Raw genomic sequence first — 19,236 nt, 5'->3', positions numbered from 1 at the left:
GTGGGCGTGGAAGCCGCTAGCGGGCCTCGCGTCCGGTGCGCGTGTTGGCCAACCGCGCCTTCGCCAGCGTGCGCAGCGCGATCACCAGCACGCCGCCCAGCACCATCGCGCCGCCGATGAACAACCGCGGCCCCGGGCGGTCGCCCCAGAACGCGATGCCGAGCCCCACCGCCAGCACCGGCACCAGCAGCAGCCACGGCGTCACCTGTGCCACTGGATGCCGCTGCACCAGCACGTAGTACAGGCCATGGCCCACCAGCGACGACAGGAAGGCGGCGTACAGCGCGCCGGCCCAGGCCACCCAGCTGGCCTCGGGCAGGCGGGCGATGGCGCCGGGTTCCAGCACTGCACTGGCCGCCAGCAACGGCACCACGCTTATCAGTGCGGTCCAGCCCTGCTGGCTGAAAGCATCCAGCCCGCGCAGGCCCTTCATCAACACCGTGCCCAGTGCCAGGAAGAACGCCGACACCAGCATCATCACCAGCGCGGCAGGACGGTCCAGCACCATCGGGTCCAGGCCCAGCACCAGCACGCCGACGAAGCTGATGCCGATCGCCAGCCCGGTGCGCCACGCAAAGCGCTCGCCCAGCACCAGCCACGCCAGCACCGCGGTCATCGGCACGTAGCTCTGCAGCACGATCGCGGGCGAGGACAGGTCGCCCGCCAGCTTCAGCGCGGTGAAGCTGGTCGCGAAATGCAGGACCCCCACCAGCAGGCACACGGCCACCAGTCGAGGCCACTGCCCCGGCGCCGGGCGCTTTAGGAAGAACAGCAGCGGCACCGCCAGCAGCACGAACCGCAGTGCGGTGAACAGCACTGGCGGAATCTCACGCAGCGCCAATGCGGAGGTCAGGAAGTTGCCTGCCCAGGTCAGGCAGACCAGCAGGATCAGGACAAGGTCGCGGGGGGGCATCGACGGTCCACCGGTGTCGGCGCCCTATTGTGCGCTCGCATGGGCACGCCGGAGCATGCGACTTCGGGCGGCTGCGCGCCGCGGCGGTGTTTCAATACGCCCAGCCCAGCCGCCGGTACAGCTTGGCCAGCACCCAGGCGGGCCCAATCAGCAGATAGGTCACGTCGGTAAGGAAGCTCGGCTTGCGCCCCTCGATCTTGTGGCCCACGAACTGGCCGATCCACGCTACCACGAACACGCTGATCGCAAGCCACGACAGGGTGTGTACGCCAAAGGTGTCGTAGAGCCAGCGCGTCAGCAGCCCCATCAGCACGAACACCGCCACCATGCCCAGCCCCAGCTTGCGCGTATGGCGGTAGTAGAACAGCGCCGTGACCACCATGGCCACGCCCGCCCAGAACCCCGGTTTGAACCACGTACCCGGTGCCGGGATGCACCACAGCAGCGCGATCACGCTCCACAGGATGGCCGGCACGCAGACCACGTGGATCACCTGGTTGGTCGGGTTGCGGTGGTCGCCGGAATAACGGGCGAACCAGCGGTCGATCGGTCGTTCGCTCGTACTCATGCCTGTCTCCTGGGCCGTTGCCCCGAGTATCGCGGTGCCGGTTGCCGATGTCATGCCAACAAGAAAGGCGCCCCTCGCAGGGCGCCTTCCGGTGCATCGCATCGCAGCCGATGGTCAGTCGACGCTGATGCCGGCCAGCTTCTGCAGCGCCTCGGCGTACTTGGCGCGGGTGCGCTCGATCACCTCGGCCGGCAGCGTGGGGCCCGGCGGGGTCTTGTCCCAGTCCAGCGTCTCCAGGTAGTCGCGCACGAACTGCTTGTCGTAGCTGGGCGGGCTGGTGCCCACTTCGTACTCGTCGGCCGGCCAGTAGCGCGAGGAGTCCGGCGTCAGCACTTCGTCCATCACGTACAGGCGGCCATCGGCGTCGGTGCCGAACTCGAACTTGGTGTCGGCCAGCAGGATGCCGCGCTCGGCCGCGTAGTCGCGCGCGAACGAGTACAGGCGCAGCGTGGCGTCGCGCACCTGCTCGGCCAGGTCCGGCCCGACCAGCTTGACCGCGGTATCGAAGTCGATGTTCTCGTCGTGGTCGCCCACGGCCGCCTTGGTGGACGGGGTGAAAATGGGTTCGGCCAGCTTCTGCGCCTGGCGCAGGCCATCGGGCAGGGTGATACCGCTGATGCGCCCGGTGCGCTGGTAGTCCTTCCAGCCGCTGCCGATGATGTAGCCGCGGGCGATGCATTCCACTGGCACCGGCTTCAGCCGCTTGGTGACCACCGCGCGCTTGGCGTACAGCGCCGGGTCCACGCCGGCTGGCAGCACGGAGGCCACGTCGATCCCGGTGAGGTGGTTGGGGATGATGTGCGCGGTCCTGGCGAACCAGAAGTTGCTGATCTGGCACAGCATCTCGCCCTTGCCCGGGATCGGGTCGGGCAGCACCACGTCGAACGCGCTGAGGCGGTCGGTGGCGACCATCAGCAGGTAATCACCCGGCGGCGTGCCCGGCGGCAGGCGGTCGGCGGGGATATCGAAGACGTCGCGGACCTTGCCGCGATGGCGGAGCGGCAGGCCAGGCAGGTCGGACTGAAGCAGGGTCGTGGACAACGTGAAGCCCCCAACAAGGTGTGCGCGGACCCCCGCCGCAGCACGCCTGGCATCGCCGCCGATCGCCGGCAGGTGTCGCCGGGAAGGGCCTTGACCCGCGCGCGGGCGCGACCGGGCCGGGCAGTGTACGACGGTCCGGGCCGCCGTTGCAGGTAAAATGCGCGGTGGCCCGCATCCGGGCCGGCCAGAGGCCCTCCGCATGACCGTCCGCATGACCGCAAGGCCCCCCGCATGAAGCGCTGGTACGGCAAGCTGCTCGGTTTCTTCGCCGGGGCCGCGCTGCTGCGCGGCAACCCGCCGCTGGGCGCGCTGATCGGCCTGCTGATCGGCCACGCCTTCGACGCGGACTGGTTCAAGCTCCGCCGCGACAACCCCTACGCCGCGCTCGGCCTGACCTCCGACGCCAGCGACGCCGAGGTCGACCAGGCCTACCGCCGGTTGATCTCGCAGTACCACCCCGACCGCATGGCCGGCGCCGCCCCCGAGTTGCGCGAGCAGGCCGAGGCCAAGGCGCGCGAGATCAACGCCGCCTACGACCGCATCAAGACGCTGCGCAAGCGGTGAACGGCCGCATTGCCTGCGCCGGCATCAGAAGCTGATTCGGCCACCGACACCCGACGACGCCCCAAGCCGCCGTCACCCACGACCCCGCCGCAACCATCCCACGAGCCGCCCATGCAACCCACCGTCATCGCCCCGTCCATCCTCTCGGCCAACTTCGCCAAGCTCGGCGAGGAGGTCGACAACGTGCTGAAGGCCGGCGCCGACTGGGTGCACTTCGACGTGATGGACAACCATTACGTGCCCAACCTGACCATCGGCCCGCTGGTGTGCGAGGCGCTGCGCAAACACGGCGTCACCGCGCCGATCGACGTGCACCTGATGGTGGAGCCGGTGGACACGCTGGTGCCGGACTTCGCCAAGGCCGGCGCGACCATGATCACCTTCCACCCGGAAGCCAGCCGCCACGCGCACCGCACCATCCAGCTGATCAAGTCGCACGGCTGCCAGGCCGGCCTGGTGCTGAACCCGGCGACGCCGCTGGAAGTGCTGGACTGGGCGCTGGGCGAGCTGGACATGGTGCTGCTGATGTCGGTCAACCCGGGCTTCGGCGGGCAGGCGTTCATTCCCACCACGCTCGACAAGCTTCGCCGCGTGCGCGAGATGATCGACCGCGTCGGCCGCCCCATCCGCCTGGAAATCGATGGCGGGGTGAAGGCCGACAACATCGCCGAGATCGCGGCCGCCGGTGCCGACACCTTCGTTTCTGGTTCGGCCATCTTCAACGCACCCGACTACGCTGACGTCATCGGCCGGATGAGGGCAGCGGTGGCCGGCGTGCGCGGCTGAGCCGATCGAGCCGGGTGTCGCAAAGTACAAGGCCGATGCCCATCACGGGCACCGGCCTTGTGTGTTCTGAGGGCAATCCCGCCCCCGCCTGTCGTCCCTGCTATGGCCTTCCATGCTCCGGGTCGACCGTGACGCGATGATGACAGGACGAGGCGTTCACGACGGCAGTCGCGTGCGGCTGCCGGGCTTCGTCGACATGCCGGACATGCCGGAACACGGCATCGTGATGCCGCCTGGCCCCGCGTTTGCGGCCGCAACGGTCGCGGACCCGGACGTCAACGGCTAGAGTATCCGCATGATCTCCCGGGCGGACCCGCATTCCCTTCTGGCCAACGTGGGTTGGCGATGGTGGCCCCGTGCCGCCGTTGCCGCCGCCCCGTCGCTCCTTGAGGAATTCCCGCGTGATGTCCCCCGTTTCCCTGCAGCCGCACGCCACTGAAGGCCACACCCATGTCCCCGTCGTGCGCGAGGTGCTGTCCGACCTCGACACGCCGTTGTCGGTGTACCTGAAGCTCGCCGACGGTCCGCACACCTACCTGTTTGAATCGGTCGAAGGCGGTGAGCGCTTCGGCCGCTATTCGATCATCGGCCTGCCGGCCAGGCGCGTGTACGCCTTCGCTGGCCACACGCTGTTCGTGACCGAGGATGGTGAGCTGGTCGAGAGCCGCACCGTCGACGACCCCTTCGCCGAGGTCGAGCGCCTGCGCGCCGCGTACTCCGTGCCACGCGTGCCGGGCCTGCCGGGCTTCACCGGCGGCCTGGTCGGCTGGTTCGGCTTCGAATGCATCCAGTACCTGGAGCCGCGCCTGGCTGCCGCGCACGAGCGTCGACCCTTGCCGGACGAACTGGGCACGCCCGATATCCTGCTGATGCAGAGCGAGGAGGTCGCGGTCTTCGACAGCCTCAAGGGCCGGCTGTACCTGATCGTGCATGCCGAAGCCAACAACCCGCGCGCGCTGGCCAAGGCCAACCGCCGCCTCGATGAACTGGTGCATCGCCTGCGCCAGGGCGGCTCCGGCTACCCCCGGTCGCTGGAAGGGCAGGTGCTGGACGAAGCGGATTTCGTCAGCGGATTCACCCGCGAGGGCTTCATCGACGCGGTGGAGAAGTCGAAGGAGTACATCCGTGCCGGCGACATCTTCCAGGTGGTGCTGAGCCAGCGCCTGAGCGTGCCGTTCAAGGCGCGCCCGGTGGACGTGTACCGCGCCCTGCGCGCGCTCAACCCGTCGCCGTACATGTACTTCCTCGACGTGGGCGACATGCAGGTGGTGGGCTCCTCGCCGGAGATCCTGGTGCGCCTGCAGCACGACGCGCAGGGCCGCGGCGAGGTGACCGTGCGCCCGATCGCCGGCACCCGCCCGCGCGGCGCCACGCCCGAACAGGATGACGCACTCGAGGCCGAACTGCTGGCCGACCCCAAGGAACGCGCCGAGCACCTGATGCTCATCGACCTGGGCCGCAACGACGTCGGCCGGGTCAGCAAGCCGGGCACGGTGGAAGTGGGCGAACAGTTCGTGATCGAACGCTACAGCCACGTCATGCACATCGTCAGCGAAGTCACCGGCGAGCTGCGTGACGGCCTGAGCTACGCCGACGTGCTGCGCGCCACCTTCCCCGCGGGCACGGTCAGCGGCGCGCCCAAGATCCGCGCGCTGGAGGTGATCCGCGAACTGGAGCCCACGCGCCGCAATGTCTATGCCGGCAGCATCGGCTACCTGGGCTGGAGCGAACCGGGTCGCAATGGCGATGCGGACACCGCCATCGCCATCCGCACCGCCGTGATCCAGGACGGCCGTCTGTACGTGCAGGCCGGTGCCGGCATTGTCTTCGACTCCGACCCGCAGAAGGAGTGGGAGGAGACGATGAACAAGGGCCGCGCGCTGTTCCGCGCCGTGGCCGAGGCCGCGCGCGGGCTCTGAGTGCCACAAGGGGGTCACGCGTGTCGCGGATGCGGATGCATGCGCGTCATGTCGCGCCTTGAGTGCCCTGCCGCCTCGAATCGCGCGGCGCGGCCGGTCAGCGCAGACCGATGGCCGGTGGCCCCGGGGTGCCCTTCACAACGTTTCCTTCACAGGAGCGGCCCTCCAATGGACCGGGGATCCGTGCGGCATCGGTGACGTGACCTTGAGGGGGCTGCCATGCAAGTCGTCCACGAGTCGAAAGTCCTGGCCCGATTTTCCAACGGCCATCCGCAACAGATAGAACTGGTGTGCCCGCATTGCCTGCGCGAGGCCACCTTCAGCCCGGTCGCCTGGCACCAGCATGCACGCCTGCTGGCCGTGGCCGAAGCGCCATGCCCGCGCTGCAGCGGCGATGTGATGTTCCTGCTCAAGTTCGACCGTCGCGACGATGAGGCGCCGCCCATCCTCTACATCGATCCGCCCGCCAGCGGTCGCGAACTGGTCGCGGGCATCGAACACCTGCGCACGCTGTCCGCGCCGCTGGGGCGTACCTACGAGTCGGCCATCAAGCTGTTCAACCACGCCGAGTGGGGCGCGTCGGCCATCACCATGCGCCACTTCCTGGACGGCTTGGCCAAGCGGCTGCTGGGGGCCGACAAGCGCGAACTGCCACTCTCGCGGGAGCTGGATGCCCTGATCAAGGAGGTCGATCTCGCCAGGCCGCTGCAGAACATCGCCCCGTTGCTGGCCCCCGCAGGTGCCATCGGCCACCGTTTCGAGGATGAAGCCACCATCGACCGCGAGGTGGCCGAGCAGCTGGTCGAACTGACCGAAGGGCTGGTCAGCTACCTGGTGGTGCTGCCGGCCATGCTGGCGGAAACCAAGGCCCGGATCGACAGCGCCCCGGTGCCGTTGCGTCGTGACGACGTCGTGGAGATCCGCTCGCGCGGGTAAGCCGGACGAGCGGTGGGTGGGCCGGATCGCGGCCGGCAGGCGCACACCGCTGGCGGCCGCGGCGCAATGGGCTGCCGACCGCGTTGCCGCACCCGTTCGGCGCGGCCGGTTGCAGAAGGAACCGACGGGATGCGGCACAATGGGCACCTGCCACCGCGGCAGGCGTGCGTGCAACGCGCGCGGGGTACGGGAGCGGGCAGCTGCTGCATGCCTGGGCCGGCCACGAAGTACGCGGGATCCCGGCCGGAGAAGCGCCATGCTGCTGATGATCGACAACTACGATTCCTTCACCTGGAACCTCGTCCAGTACCTGCAGTCGCTGGGCGCCGAGGTCAAGGTGGTGCGCAACGATGAACTGACCGTGCCGCAGATCCGGGCGCTGGCGCCGGACCGCATTGTCATTTCGCCGGGTCCGTGCACGCCCAATGAAGCCGGCGTGTCGGTCGACGTGATCCGCGAACTCGGCCCCACCACGCCGCTGCTCGGCGTGTGCCTGGGCCACCAGGGCATCGGTCAGGCCTACGGCGGCAACGTCATCCGCGCGAAGAACATCATGCACGGCAAGACGTCGCGCATCCGCCACGAAGGCAGCGGCGTCTTCGCGGGGTTGCCCGATGCCTACGAGGCCACCCGCTACCACTCGCTGGTGGTGGACCGCGACACGTTGCCCGACGGCCTTGAAGTCACCGCCTGGACCGAGAATCCCGACGGTTCCTTCGAGGAGATCATGGGCCTGCGCCACCGCGAACATCCGGTCGAAGGCGTGCAGTTCCATCCCGAGTCCATCCTCACCGAGCACGGCCACGCGCTGCTGCGCAATTTCCTCCAGCGCGCGTGAGTCGTCGCGCGCCACAGCCCGGAGCCCCCATGCCGATCACCCCGCAGGAAGCCCTGCAACGCACCATCGAGCACCGCGAGATCTTCCACGACGAGATGGTGGACCTGATGCGCATGGTCATGCGCGGCGAAGTCTCGCCGGTGATGACCGCGGCGATCTTCACCGGCCTGCGCGTCAAGAAGGAGACCATCGGCGAGATTACCGGCGCGGCCACGGTGATGCGCGAACTGTCGCGCAAGGTCGACATCGCCGACCGCACCCACCTGGTCGACATCGTCGGCACCGGTGGCGATGGCGGCAATACCTTCAACATTTCCACCGCCAGCACGTTCGTCATCGCCGCCGCGGGCGGCAAGGTCGCCAAGCACGGCGGGCGCAGCGTGTCGTCCAGCTCCGGCAGTGCCGACGCGCTGGAGGCGCTGGGCGCGACCATCGAGCTGCAGCCCGAGCAGGTCTCCAGGTGCCTGGATACCTGCGGCATCGGCTTCATGTACGCCCCGTTGCATCACCCGGCGATGAAGGTGGTCTCGCCCGTGCGCCGCGAGATGGGCGTGCGCACCCTGTTCAACATCCTCGGCCCGCTGACCAACCCCGCCGATGCGCCCAACATCCTGATGGGCGTGTTCCACCCCGACCTGGTCGGCATCCAGGTGCGCGTGCTGCAGCAACTGGGCGCGCAGCGCGCGCTGGTGGTCTGGGGTCGCGACGGCATGGACGAGATCTCGCTCGGCGCCGCCACCCTGGTCGGCGAATTGCGCGACGGCGTGGTCCGTGAGTACGAGATCCACCCCGAGGACTTCGGCATCGCCATGGCCGCCAGCCGCAACCTGCGCGTGGCCAACGCACAGGAATCGATCGCGATGGTCCGGGAAGCGCTGAACGACGCGCCCGGCCTGCCGCGCGAGATCGTCGCGCTCAACGCGGGTGCCGCGCTGTACGTGGCCGGCGTGGCGGACTCGATTGCCGATGGCATTGCCCGCGCGCGGCACGCCATGGCCTCCGGTGCGGCGCGTGCGCGCATGGAGACCTTCGTCCGCGTCACCCGCGAACTGGCGGCAGCCGGCTGACATGCCCCTCCGTGCATCCGCCGCCGCCCAGGTCCGCATCCCCACGCATTCCGGAAGAACCGCATGAGTGACATCCTCAATCGCATCCTCGCCCGCAAGGCCGAGGAGATCGAGCAGCGCAGCCGCGTGCGGCCGCTGGAAGAACTGCGCGCGCGTGCCGCGCAGCAGGCGCCGGCACGCGGCTTCGTGCGCGCCATCCAGCGCAAGCTCGACGCCGGCGATGCCGCGGTGATCGCCGAGGTCAAGAAGGCGAGTCCGTCCAAGGGCCTGATCCGCAAGGACTTCGACCCTGCGTCCATCGCCCGCAGCTACGAGGCCGGTGGCGCGGCCTGCCTGTCGGTGCTGACCGACGTGGACTTCTTCCAGGGCAGCAACGCCTACCTCGGCGAGGCGCGCGCGGCCTGCAGCCTGCCGGTGATCCGCAAGGACTTCATCGTTGACCCGTACCAGGTGTACGAGGCGCGCATGATCGGCGCCGACGCCATCCTGCTGATAGTGGCCGCGCTCGAGGATGGACCGATGATCGAGATGGCCAACCTGGCGCACGAGCTGGGCATGGACGTGTTGCTGGAAGTGCACGACATCGACGAACTGGAGCGCGCGCTGCAGACCGATTGCCAGCTGATCGGCGTCAACAACCGCAACCTGCGCACCTTCGAGGTCTCGCTCGACACGTCGCTGGAACTGAAGGCGGCGATGCCCGCCGACCGCATCATGGTCACCGAAAGCGGCATCGCCAATCGCGACGACGTGGCGCGCATGCGCGGCGCCGGCATCCACACGTTCCTGGTCGGTGAATCGTTCATGCGCCAGCCGGAGCCGGGCGTGGCGCTCAAGGCGATGTTCGGCGCATGAGCGGGCAGGGCGCCATGCAGGACGCAGCGCCGGATGCCCCCGCGCGCGTCGTCCCGTATCCGGGGGTGCGCATCGACGCCCCGCTGGTGGTGTTCGACTTCGACCACACCCTGTACGACGGCGACTCCGGCACCCACCTGTTCGCCTGGCTGGTGAAGCGCCACTGGTGGCGCCGCCTGCTGGCACTGGTGCTGGCGCCGGTGTTCGCCCCCTTGATCGCGTTCCTGCCGACACGACGGCATGGCATCTCGGCCTTCGTCTGGGCCGGGTCGCTGGGCATGCGGGGCGTGGGGGACTTCAACGCGGCCATCGACCGTTACGTGGCGCTGCACACGGACGAAATCCGCGAACGCCTGTTGCCGGTCGCGCTCGAGGTGTTTCACCGCCACCGCACCGCGGGGGACCGGGTGGTCGTCGCCACCGGCGCACCGCCTGAGCTGGCCCGGGCCATCCTGGCGTTCGTTGCCCACGAGGACGTGCCCGTGGTCGGCACCGAGGTCGTGCCCCGCCTGGGCGGCGTCGGCCCCCGCCGCCATTGCCACCATGCAATGAAGATGGTGATGCTGCGCGAAGCCGGCTTCACCGCGCCGGTCGCGGTGGCCTATACCGACAGCAGCGCCGACCTGCCGTTGTTGCAGGCCGCGGCCCGGCCGGTGGTGGTCAATCCCAAACCCTCGCGCGTGGCGATGTTCCGCCGGCTGCTGCCGGAGTGCACGCCAATCCTCAACTGGGGTTGCCCCGGCCGCGGCGGCGACCCCGTGGCCTGAATCACTCGCGCGCCGGCGCGTCCAGGTCGCGGAAGAACTCGGCGAAGGTGTGCTCGGCGAAGTCGCGGAACTCGCCTGCGTCATAAAAGCGCCCGTAGCAGCGCTTGCAGCTCTCGAACCAGATGTGCGGCTGCTGCGGGTCCACCATGCGGATCAGCGGGCTCGCCGGACAGCTGGGGCAACTGATCCGGTCAATCCGGTTGTACTCCTGGCCCACCTGCGCGTCGCCGGTGTCGATCGCCGCGGCGGCATCCTTCAGGTGCTCGTGTTCCATCATCTCGAACCACAGGCCGCCGCAACGCGTGCAACGGTCGGCATGGCCCGCCAGGCGTACGACCCGCTCCATCGGCGAGCCGCATTTCGGGCACGACAGTACCGCGCTCATCATGGTTCAGCGGGTGCCATACAGGACCACGGTCTTGCCGCGGGCGTGCAGTTTGCCGTCAGCCTGCAGCTTCTTCAGCACGCGGCCGGCCATCTCGCGCGAGCAGCCCACCAGGCGTGACAGCTCCTGGCGCGACACGCGGATCTGGGTGCCGTCCGGATGGCTCATCGCCTCCGGCTCCATGGCCAGGTCGTGCAGCGCGCGGACGATGCGGTCGGTCACGTCCAGGAAGGCCAGGCGGCCGGCCTTGCGGCTGGTGTCCAGCAGGCGGCGGGATATCTGCGCGCCGATGGCATACAGCAATTTCGGTGCGTCCGGGGCCAGGCGGGTCAGCAGCAGGTCGTAGAAGCGCTCGTGGCCGATCTCGGCCAGTTCGCACACACTGCGCGTCCGCAGGATGACCTCGCGCTGCGTGCTCTCGATGAACAGGCCCAGTTCGCCGACGAATTCCCCCGGGCCGAAATAGCCCAGCACCAGTTCGCGGCCGTCTTCCTCCTCGGCGATGATGCTGACCGAGCCGGAAACCACGTAGTACAGCGTGCTGGCCACGTCTCCAGGCCGGAACACGTCCGTACGCGACGGATACCGGCGACGGTGGCAGTGGGCAAGAAAGCGTTCAATGGTGGCCCCGTCAGGCAGGAGGGGGCTGGCATGGCGCTGGACTGTCACGGATTCGGCCGGTCTGGAGGGCATTGAGTCGATATTCAGCATTATCCACGGAGCTTAGGGCCAAGCGCGCAATGTCGCAAATGGTCAGGATCTGTCCTGCCGGGTCAGTGGTTCCCCGGGTGGAAGAATTGACGTCCGTTTCCCCGGGGGGGTGCAATATGCCCCATAATTGCCCCCCTTCCTCGCATCACCGGGACAAAGACCGTGGTCAAGCCGTTGCCGCGCTTGCGGCTGCAGGGTTTCAACAACCTCACCAAGGCCCTGTCGTTCAATATCTATGACGTGTGCTACGCCGCCTCCGAGGACGAGCGCCAGCGCTACATCGAGTACATCGACGAGGCTTACAACGCCGACCGCCTGACCCAGATCCTGACCGATGTGGCCGAGATCATTGGCGCCAACATCCTCAACATCGCGCGCCAGGACTACGACCCGCAGGGCGCATCGGTCACGATCCTGATCTCGGAAGAGCCGGTGATCGACAAGAAGGCCGCCGGCAAGGAGATCATCTCCGACGCCGTGGTCGCGCACATGGACAAGTCGCACATCACCGTGCACACCTATCCGGAAACCCACCCGGACAGCGGCATCGCGACCTTCCGCGCCGACATCGACGTGGCCACCTGCGGCGTGATCTCGCCGCTGAAGGCGCTGAACTACCTGATCGAGAGCCTCGAGTCCGACATCGTGATCATGGACTACCGCGTCCGTGGCTTCACCCGCGACATCAAGGGCAAGAAGCACTACATCGACCACAAGATCAACTCGATCCAGGACTACCTGGCCAAGAACGTGCGCTCGCGCTACGAGATGCTCGACGTGAACGTCTACCAGGAAAACATCTTCCACACCAAGATGCACCTGAAGGATTTCGACCTCGACACCTACCTGTTCGAGGAGAAGGCCAAGAACCTGTCGTTCAAGGAGCGCATGAAGATCGAAGCGCGCCTGCGCCGCGAGATCGAAGAGCTGTACCACGGCCGCAACCTGGTCGACTGATCACCCGCGCACCCGCTGCCCGGCTCCGGCCCCACACCCTAGATCCTGTAGGCGATCGCCTTCATCACCTTCGACGCCGCCGCCATCAACGCCGGCACCGGCGTCGGCAATGCCCGCGCCCCGGCCGCCTCCGCCTCGTCCGCATGCCGCGCCTCGTCGGCCTTCATTACCTCAAGGATGGCGCGACTGCGACCATCCTCCGGCGGCAGCGAGGCCAGGTGCTCGTCGATGTGCGCCTCCACCTGGCGTTCGGTCTCGACCACGAAGCCCAGGTTCCACCCGTCCCCGCGCAGCCCCGCGAGCGCGCCTATGGCGAAGCTGCCCGCGTACCACAGCGGGTTGAGCAGGCTTGGGCGGCTGTCCAGCTCGCGCAGGCGATCGGCGCACCAGGCCAGGTGGTCGGTCTCTTCCTGTGCGGCCTCCAGGAGATGCTCGCGCGTGCCGGCATCGCGGGCGACGGCCGCCTGGCCGCAGTACAGCGCCTGCGCGCAGACCTCGCCCACGTGGTTGATGCGCATCAGTCCGGCGGCATGGCGGCGTTTGCCATCGTCCAGCAGGACATCGGCCTGCCCGGCCGCCGGGTTGGCGCGGACCGCCGGCGGGCTGCCGAGCACGGTTTCCAGGGCGCGCTGGGCTTCCACGGCCAGGCGGTCGAATGGGGTGAGGGCGCGTGTATGCATGGGTGCAGTCTAGGACGCCGCCGGTGACGTGTTCTTGATCCGTGCCAAACCCAGCAGGAATTCCAGCGGGTGTTCGACGGTCACCGCGGTGCCCGTGCCCAGATGCAGGCGGCAACCCAGGTTGGCGCTCAGCAGGCGGTTGGCGCCGCTGGCGGCGAGCTGGTCCAGCAGCGGCTGGCGGTAGCCGGCGGCGCGTGCCGGGTCCTGCAGCATCGCCGTGCCCGCCGCGCCACAGCAGCCGGAACCGGCGCTCAACTCGGTGACCTTCAGGCCCGGGACCGCGGCAAGCAGGTGGCGCAATGCCGGAACGGTGCGGGTGATGTTGCGCTGGGTGCAGGGCAGGTGCACGGCCACATGGTCGCCGCAGCTGGCCCAGTCCAAGCGCTGCAGGTGCCGCCCGAGGAAGGCGATCGCGTCCTCGCTGCGGGTGCCAGCCGCCTCGGCCACGGCTTCATGGCAGCCCGACGCCAGGGTCAACACGTGGTCGACATCCCGTAGCGCGGTCGCGTTGCGGATTGCCAGCCGCGATGCCGCGTCCGCATCACCTGCATGGCGATGGAGCGTGCCGCAGCACGTCTGGCCCGGTGCATCGGTGACGCGGTAACCCAGGTCGCGGCACAGCGCTGCCAGTTGCGCGCGCACGGGGGCTTCGAAGACATGCCCCGCGCAGCCGGCGAACAGCGCCACCGTGGCAGCGGGTGCCGGCGCCACGGTCGGGCTCGTGCCGTTGCCGCGTGGCAGCGCGTCCGTGCCGGGTGCGCGGGATGGCAGCGCAGCCTCCAGGCGTGTGGCGTTGCCCCCCATGGGAGGCGCGGGAGGCCGCGGCAATCGACGCAGCCAGCCAGGCATCCAGGGAAAACCCCATCGATACAGCGCCAACAGGGTGGACAGCCATGCAGGGCGTGCGGCGAGCCACTCGATCGTCCGCTGCGACAGGCGGGCGCCGCGCCGGGCACGCTGCCGGGTGCGCTGCAGGCCCAGCAGCGCGCCATACTGCACGCCGGCCGGACAGACGGCCTCGCAGCTGCGACAGGCCAGGCAGTGGTCCAGGTGCGCGTCGCCCGTGTCGCTGGCGGCAATGGCGCCAAGCGCCAGGCCCCGCATGATCGCGATCCGGCCGCGCGGCGATTCCGCCTCCAGCCGGTCGCGGACGTAGGTGGGGCATACCGGCAGGCACAGGCCGCATTGCACGCAGCGGTCGGCCAGGGCCACCAGCGGGTCGGTGGGGGGCGGGGATGCGGCAGGCATGGGCGGATGCTACCATTGCCGGCTGCGGACTTGCGGTGGCGTGATCGCCCGGCTACAATCCCGCTTCTTTCGTTCCGCCCTTACATCGCGCGGTGAAGTTCCGGTGGCCCATGGCCCGCGGAACCAGCCCGACCATGTACCCATCAGTAGAGCAGTCATGAAGACTTTCAGCGCCAAGAATGAGACCGTCCAGCGTGACTGGTACGTGGTCGATGCCTCCGGCAAGACCCTCGGTCGCCTCGCTTCCGAGCTGGCCCGCCGCCTGCGCGGCAAGCACAAGCCGGTATACACCCCGCACGTCGATACCGGTGACTACCTCGTCGTGATCAACGCCGAGAAGATCGCCGTCACGGGCAACAAGCTGCTCGACAAGAAGTACCACCGCTTCACCGGGTACGTCGGCAACCTGAAGACCGAGAACCTGGCCCAGGCGCTTGAGCGCCACCCGGAGCGCGTGATCGAGATCGCCGTCAAGGGCATGCTGCCGAAGAATCCGCTCGGCCGTGCCATGTACCGCAAGCTCAAGGTCTACAAGGGTGCCGAGCACCCGCACGCCGCCCAGCAGCCGCAGCCGCTCGACATCTAAGGTACTGACACATGGCACTCCAGCAGAATTACGGCACCGGCCGCCGCAAGTCGTCCACCGCCCGCGTCTTCCTGCGCAAGGGCGACGGCAAGATCACCATCAACCAGCGTTCGATCGAAGACTTCTTCGGTCGTGAGACGGCCCGCATGATCGTGCGCCAGCCGCTCGAGCTGACCAAGCACACCGACACCTTCGACCTGACCATCACGGTCGCCGGCGGCGGCATCACCGGCCAGGCCGGCGCCATCCGCCTGGGCATCGCCCGCGCGCTGGTCGAGTACGACGAGTCGCTGAAGTCCGAGCTGCGCAAGGCCGGCTTCATGACCCGCGACGCCCGTGAAGTCGAGCGCAAGAAGGTCGGTCTGCACAAGGCACGTCGCGCTACGCAGTTCTCCAAGCGCTAATCCTTCTGCAACCACTTCGGTTACAATCTGTTCCATAGCCCCGTCGCCAAGCGGTAAGGCATCTGACTCTGACTCAGACATTCGGAGGTTCGAATCCTTCCGGGGCTGCCAGTACAAAACAAGGGACCCGCCGCAAGGCGGGTTTTTTGTTGCCTGCAGCGTGGCGTCCTTGGCGATCATTGCCATCCGCGGGCGGCCCGCGGATAGTGGTGGCTCAAAAAGGGGCTGGGGGGCCGCATGAAGCGTATGCAGGGCGTGACCGGTGCGATGATCCTGGTGGCGTGTGCGGCCGCACACGCGCAAGTGCAGCCTCGCATGGCCGATGCGGTGCAGCCGCGGTCGGCGGACGCGGTCCGCTCGCGTGCCGCGGACGTCCCATCGCGAACGGCGGACCCGATACAACCGCGCGTTGCGCCGGCGGTGGTGCAACGCGAAGCGACACCGGTGGCCGACACCGCAGTCGCGGCCGAGGCGCGGACGTGGCAGTGGCAACGCGTCGGCGATACCGCTGTTGCCGGTGAGGGTGTTGCGCACGGCATGCGGTTGGCCAACATCCGTTGCGCCGGCGTGGCGTGCCGGGCCTTCGAGGATTCTGCCGGTGGCTGGGTGATCCGTGCCGAGGGCGGCTTCCCGGGCGCGGCAGGGGCCGCGCTGCAGGTCCTCCTCGTCAACGCCGCCACCCGTCAGCCGCAGGTGCCGGAGCGTGCGCGCGGTGTCTTCTCCGACGGCCGCTTCTGGGACCAGGTGGAGACCTGGCGCCTGCCGGCCGGTACCTATGGCGTGTTCTACAACGACCGCGCCAGGGACCAGGTGCTGGCGTCCATCGTCTTCGACGTGGCCCGTTCCCCGGTTGCGGCCGCCAGTGGCGACCGACGCGGCACCGGCGGCAAGCAGGCCGCCGACACTGCCGCGGGCCGGCGCGCGGCGCAGGAAGCGGCACTCAAGCTGCAGCGCTGCCTGGCCATGGCGGCAAGCAACCCGGACGTGGTCTGCGTCCGCGAGTAGCCGGGTCGGCCGGCGTGGCGTGCCCGCAGAAGTTACAATTGTAACTTTCGCGCATCGCGCAGAAATAACGGTGGATCACTCCGATGAAACTTGGATCGTTGAAGGAAGGCGGCCGCGACGGCGCGCTGATTGTCGTTTCCCGCGACCTTTCCCGCGCCGTGCGCGCGACCGGCATCGCCGACACGCTGCAGCGCGCGCTGGAGGACTGGTCCAACACCGCTCCGCGACTCAATGCGCTCTATGACGCGCTCAATGCCGGCACCGCCGAAGGTGCATTCAACGTCGATATGAGTGCGCTGGCGGCACCGCTGCCGCGTGCCTACGAGTTCGTCGATGGCAGCGCCTACCTGCCGCACGTCGAGCGCGTGCGTCGCGCGCGCGGCGCCGAGGTGCCGGAAAGCTTCTACGTCGATCCGCTGATGTACCAGGCCGTCAGCGCCGGTTTCCATGGCCCGCGCGATCCGGTGAAGGTGGTCAGCGAGGACTACGGCATCGACCTGGAGGCCGAGGTGGTGATCGTCACCGACGACGTGCCGATGGCGGTGACCGCCGAGCAGGCCGCCGGCCATATCCAGCTGGTGGGTCTGGTCAACGATGTCTCGCTGCGCAACCTCATCCCGGCCGAACTGGCCAAGGGCTTCGGCTTCCTGCAATCCAAGCCGCGTTCGGCGCTCAGCCCGGTGTTCGTGACGCCCGACGAGCTGGGCCAGGCCTGGCAGGACAGCAAGGTGCACCTGCCGCTGCTCACCCACGTCAACGGCGAGTGGTTCGGCGCGCCGGAAGCCGGCGTGGACATGCAGTTCAACTTCGCGCAACTGGTGGCGCATGCGGCCAAGACCCGGCCGCTGTCGGCCGGCACCATCGTCGGCTCGGGCACGGTGGCCAACGAGGACACCTCGCTGGGCGCGTCGTGCTTTGCCGAGCGGCGCACGGTCGAGACCCTTGAGCAGGGCAAGCCGGTGACGCCGTTCATGAAATTCGGCGACCGCGTGCGCATCGAGATGCTCGACCACGACGGCACCAGCATCTTCGGCGCCATCGAACAGCGCATCGAAGGTCCCGCAGCCTGATCTGCATGGCCTGACCAGTGGCCTTGGGAGCCGACCGAAGGTCGGTCGGTTTCCGCTCGCGACGGTAACGTCGCGGAAGGAACTGGTAACGGGGAACCAGGACGCCCGCACGTGACCGACACGCTCAAGCTGTATTCCTACTGGCGCTCCAGCGCCGCCTACCGGGTGCGCATTGGTCTCAACCTCAAGGGGTTGGCCTACCAGATCGCCCCCGTCCACCTGCTCCGCGATGGCGGCGAGCAGCATGGGGCTGCTTTCCGCGCGGCCAATCCGCAGGGACTGGTGCCGGTGCTGCAGCATGGACAGCGCATGCTGCGCCAATCGGTGGCGATCCTGGAGTACCTGGACGAAACCTGGCCAGACCGGCCGCTGCTGCCTGCGGTCGCGCGCGACCGCCAGCGCGTGCGCGCGATCGCGCAGATGGTCGCGTGCGACATCCACCCGCTCAACAACCTGCGGGTGTTGCAGTACTTCGATCGTGAATGGAACGTGCCGCAGCCCGAGCGCGACGAATGGGTGCGGCACTGGATCGTCGAGGGCTTCACCGCGGTGGAGACGATGCTCAACGACAACCCCGCCACGGGCCGGTTCTGCGAAGGCGACCGCCCCACGCTGGCTGACTGCTGCCTGGTGCCGCAGGTCTACAACGCACGCCGCTTCGGTTTGGACCTCGGCGCGTTTCCGACCATTGCGCGGATTGACCAGGCGTGTCGCGAGCTGCCCGCGTTCGACGCGGCCCGCCCCGAACGCCAGCCCGACTGCCCGCCCGCTTGAGTCGCGGTGCGCGGCCTCAGTGCGAGGCCGCAGTGTCGAACACGTCCGCGTAGGGGTCGTGCTCGCCCGAGCCCCCCTCCGACAGACGGAATTTCAGCGCCAGGCCATCACGCGAGTCGGCGGCGCGCAACGCCTCCTCCATCTCGATCTTGCCTTCCTTGTGCAGGCGGAACAGGCACTGGTCGAAGGTCTCCATGCCGTCTTCCAGCGACTCCTCCATGGCCTGCTTGATCTCGTGCACCTGGCCGCGGCGCATCAGGTCGCGCACATGCGGGGTGTTGATCAGTACCTCGGCGGCCGGCAGGCGGCGGCCGTCGGTGCCGACCACCAGGCGCTGCGAGACCACCGCCTTGAGGTTCAGCGCCAGGTTCATCAGCACGTTCTTGTGCGCCGATTCGTGGAAGAAGTTGAGGATGCGCTCCAGCGTCTGGTCGGCATTGTTGGAGTGCAGCGTGGCCAGGCACAGGTGACCGGTTTCGGCGAAGGCAATCGCCGCTTCCATCGTGGTCGCATCCAGGATCTCGCCGATCAGGATCACGTCCGGCGCTTCGCGCATCGCGTTCTTCAGCGCGTTGTGGAAGGCGTGGGTGTCCAGGCCGACCTCGCGCTGGTTGACGATCGACTTCTTGTGCCGGTGCAGGTACTCGATCGGATCCTCGATGGTGAGGATGTGGCCGCTGGTATTGCTGTTGCGGTGGTCGATCATCGACGCCAGCGTGGTCGACTTGCCCGAACCGGTGGAGCCGACGATCAGCACCAGCCCGCGCGGGGCCATGATGATGTCCTTCAGCACCTGCGGCAGCTGCAGCTCCTCGATCGAGGGGATGGTGCTGCGGATGGCGCGGATCACCATGCCCACTTCGCCACGCTGCTTGAACACGTTGACGCGGAAACGGCCGGAGTCGGGCAGGCCGTAGGCCATGTTCAGCTCCAGGTCGCGCTCGAACTGCGGCACCTGGCCTTCGCCCATCAGCGAGTAGGCGATCTTCTTGACCATGCCGGCGGGCAGGCCGGTGCTGCCCAGCGGGTGCAGCTTGCCCTCGATCTTGATATACACCGGGGCGCCGGTGGTCAGGAACATGTCCGACGCGTTCTTGTCCGTCATCAGCTTCAGGAAATAGCCGATGTCCATGTGCGACTCCTCGGTGGCGATGGCGTACCG

General features: G+C 68.3%; 23 protein-coding genes and 1 tRNA gene. 16 read left to right on the top strand and 8 right to left on the bottom strand.

From position 1 onward, the window contains the following. Window positions 1–16: 16 nt before the first annotated feature. The 3 genes from IP93_RS01505 to IP93_RS01495 all read right to left on the bottom strand — a co-directional run bounded on the left by IP93_RS01505 (window position 17) and on the right by IP93_RS01495 (window position 2,522). The gene (locus IP93_RS01505; protein WP_144811260.1) at window positions 17–913 is read right to left on the bottom strand and encodes a DMT family transporter; all 897 of its coding nucleotides are present in this window, start codon (window positions 911–913) and stop codon (window positions 17–19) included. Window positions 914–1,004: 91 nt separating this feature from the next. Then, on the bottom strand, window positions 1,005–1,481 hold the full coding sequence (locus tag IP93_RS01500) for an Mpo1 family 2-hydroxy fatty acid dioxygenase (RefSeq protein ID WP_144811258.1): 477 nt from the start codon (window positions 1,479–1,481) through the stop codon (window positions 1,005–1,007). 114 nt (window positions 1,482–1,595) lie between these two features. Next, window positions 1,596–2,522, bottom strand: coding sequence for a phosphoribosylaminoimidazolesuccinocarboxamide synthase (locus tag IP93_RS01495; protein WP_144811256.1), 927 nt, complete (start codon window positions 2,520–2,522; stop codon window positions 1,596–1,598). Between the two features lie 231 nt (window positions 2,523–2,753). On the opposite strand from IP93_RS01495, the gene IP93_RS01490 reads away from it, so the two are divergent. The 9 genes from IP93_RS01490 to IP93_RS01455 all read left to right on the top strand — a co-directional run bounded on the left by IP93_RS01490 (window position 2,754) and on the right by IP93_RS01455 (window position 10,254). Then, on the top strand, window positions 2,754–3,086 hold the full coding sequence (locus IP93_RS01490) for a J domain-containing protein (protein ID WP_144811255.1): 333 nt from the start codon (window positions 2,754–2,756) through the stop codon (window positions 3,084–3,086). Between the two features lie 111 nt (window positions 3,087–3,197). Further along, window positions 3,198–3,872 (top strand): ribulose-phosphate 3-epimerase, encoded by a 675-nt coding sequence (gene rpe, locus IP93_RS01485; RefSeq protein WP_144811253.1) that lies wholly within the window; start codon window positions 3,198–3,200, stop codon window positions 3,870–3,872. A gap of 139 nt (window positions 3,873–4,011) precedes the next feature. Next, complete coding sequence (locus tag IP93_RS15580) at window positions 4,012–4,158, top strand: hypothetical protein (RefSeq protein WP_158636243.1); 147 nt, start codon at window positions 4,012–4,014, stop codon at window positions 4,156–4,158. Between the two features lie 118 nt (window positions 4,159–4,276). Continuing rightward, on the top strand, window positions 4,277–5,791 hold the full coding sequence (trpE, locus tag IP93_RS01480; protein WP_144811251.1) for an anthranilate synthase component I: 1,515 nt from the start codon (window positions 4,277–4,279) through the stop codon (window positions 5,789–5,791). 219 nt (window positions 5,792–6,010) lie between these two features. Next, window positions 6,011–6,727, top strand: coding sequence for a hypothetical protein (locus tag IP93_RS01475; RefSeq protein ID WP_144811250.1), 717 nt, complete (start codon window positions 6,011–6,013; stop codon window positions 6,725–6,727). A 256-nt stretch (window positions 6,728–6,983) separates the two neighbouring features. Then, window positions 6,984–7,565, top strand: coding sequence for an anthranilate synthase component II (locus IP93_RS01470; RefSeq protein ID WP_144811248.1), 582 nt, complete (start codon window positions 6,984–6,986; stop codon window positions 7,563–7,565). A gap of 29 nt (window positions 7,566–7,594) precedes the next feature. Beyond that, window positions 7,595–8,632, top strand: coding sequence for an anthranilate phosphoribosyltransferase (gene trpD, locus IP93_RS01465; protein WP_144811246.1), 1,038 nt, complete (start codon window positions 7,595–7,597; stop codon window positions 8,630–8,632). 63 nt (window positions 8,633–8,695) lie between these two features. Further along, the gene (trpC, locus tag IP93_RS01460; RefSeq protein ID WP_144811244.1) at window positions 8,696–9,487 is read left to right on the top strand and encodes an indole-3-glycerol phosphate synthase TrpC; all 792 of its coding nucleotides are present in this window, start codon (window positions 8,696–8,698) and stop codon (window positions 9,485–9,487) included. Next, window positions 9,484–10,254 (top strand): haloacid dehalogenase-like hydrolase, encoded by a 771-nt coding sequence (locus tag IP93_RS01455; RefSeq protein WP_425480007.1) that lies wholly within the window; start codon window positions 9,484–9,486, stop codon window positions 10,252–10,254. The genes trpC and IP93_RS01455 overlap by 4 nt, the downstream gene beginning before the upstream one ends. A 1-nt stretch (window position 10,255) precedes the next feature. Here IP93_RS01455 and IP93_RS01450 read toward each other — a convergent pair whose 3' ends face one another. Together IP93_RS01450 and crp are read right to left on the bottom strand one after the other, a co-directional pair. Beyond that, on the bottom strand, window positions 10,256–10,639 hold the full coding sequence (locus IP93_RS01450) for a TFIIB-type zinc ribbon-containing protein (protein WP_199747029.1): 384 nt from the start codon (window positions 10,637–10,639) through the stop codon (window positions 10,256–10,258). A gap of 6 nt (window positions 10,640–10,645) precedes the next feature. Then, window positions 10,646–11,332 carry a cAMP-activated global transcriptional regulator CRP gene (gene crp / locus IP93_RS01445; RefSeq protein WP_144811242.1) on the bottom strand — a complete coding sequence of 229 codons (687 nt, stop codon included), beginning with the start codon at window positions 11,330–11,332 and terminating at the stop codon, window positions 10,646–10,648. A 180-nt stretch (window positions 11,333–11,512) separates the two neighbouring features. Here crp and speD point away from each other — a divergent pair, with 180 nt between their 5' ends. After that, window positions 11,513–12,307 carry an adenosylmethionine decarboxylase gene (gene speD, locus IP93_RS01440; RefSeq protein ID WP_144811240.1) on the top strand — a complete coding sequence of 265 codons (795 nt, stop codon included), beginning with the start codon at window positions 11,513–11,515 and terminating at the stop codon, window positions 12,305–12,307. A 38-nt stretch (window positions 12,308–12,345) separates the two neighbouring features. On the opposite strand, the gene coq7 is transcribed toward speD, so the two are convergent. Together coq7 and IP93_RS01430 are read right to left on the bottom strand one after the other, a co-directional pair. Next, window positions 12,346–12,987, bottom strand: coding sequence for a 2-polyprenyl-3-methyl-6-methoxy-1,4-benzoquinone monooxygenase (gene coq7 / locus IP93_RS01435; RefSeq protein WP_144811239.1), 642 nt, complete (start codon window positions 12,985–12,987; stop codon window positions 12,346–12,348). A gap of 9 nt (window positions 12,988–12,996) precedes the next feature. Further along, window positions 12,997–14,235 (bottom strand): (Fe-S)-binding protein, encoded by a 1,239-nt coding sequence (locus IP93_RS01430; protein WP_144811237.1) that lies wholly within the window; start codon window positions 14,233–14,235, stop codon window positions 12,997–12,999. 157 nt (window positions 14,236–14,392) lie between these two features. Between IP93_RS01430 and rplM the strand changes: the two genes are divergently transcribed. From rplM to maiA, 6 genes are all read left to right on the top strand, one after another. Further along, window positions 14,393–14,821, top strand: a complete 429-nt coding sequence (rplM, locus tag IP93_RS01425; protein WP_144811235.1) for a 50S ribosomal protein L13 — start codon at window positions 14,393–14,395, stop codon at window positions 14,819–14,821. 11 nt (window positions 14,822–14,832) lie between these two features. Next, complete coding sequence (gene rpsI / locus IP93_RS01420; protein ID WP_144811234.1) at window positions 14,833–15,225, top strand: 30S ribosomal protein S9; 393 nt, start codon at window positions 14,833–14,835, stop codon at window positions 15,223–15,225. Window positions 15,226–15,261: 36 nt separating this feature from the next. Beyond that, window positions 15,262–15,336: transfer RNA gene (locus IP93_RS01415), tRNA-Gln, on the top strand. Window positions 15,337–15,462: 126 nt separating this feature from the next. Continuing rightward, a complete protein-coding gene (locus IP93_RS01410; protein ID WP_144811232.1) occupies window positions 15,463–16,230 on the top strand; it encodes a hypothetical protein in 768 nt (255 codons plus the stop codon). A gap of 83 nt (window positions 16,231–16,313) precedes the next feature. Then, window positions 16,314–17,300: a fumarylacetoacetate hydrolase family protein gene (locus IP93_RS01405; protein ID WP_144811230.1), complete on the top strand. Its 987-nt coding sequence runs from the start codon at window positions 16,314–16,316 to the stop codon at window positions 17,298–17,300. A 111-nt stretch (window positions 17,301–17,411) separates the two neighbouring features. Further along, window positions 17,412–18,074 (top strand): maleylacetoacetate isomerase, encoded by a 663-nt coding sequence (gene maiA / locus IP93_RS01400; RefSeq protein WP_144811229.1) that lies wholly within the window; start codon window positions 17,412–17,414, stop codon window positions 18,072–18,074. Between the two features lie 16 nt (window positions 18,075–18,090). On the opposite strand, the gene IP93_RS01395 is transcribed toward maiA, so the two are convergent. After that, a complete protein-coding gene (locus IP93_RS01395; RefSeq protein ID WP_144811513.1) occupies window positions 18,091–19,206 on the bottom strand; it encodes a PilT/PilU family type 4a pilus ATPase in 1,116 nt (371 codons plus the stop codon). Between the last annotated feature and the right edge of the window lie 30 nt (window positions 19,207–19,236).

The sequence above is a fragment of the Aerolutibacter ruishenii genome (assembly GCF_007830115.1).
In the GTDB taxonomy this organism is placed as follows: Bacteria; Pseudomonadota; Gammaproteobacteria; order Xanthomonadales; family Xanthomonadaceae; genus Aerolutibacter; species Aerolutibacter ruishenii.
This window is presented reverse-complemented; position numbering and strand designations above follow the sequence as displayed.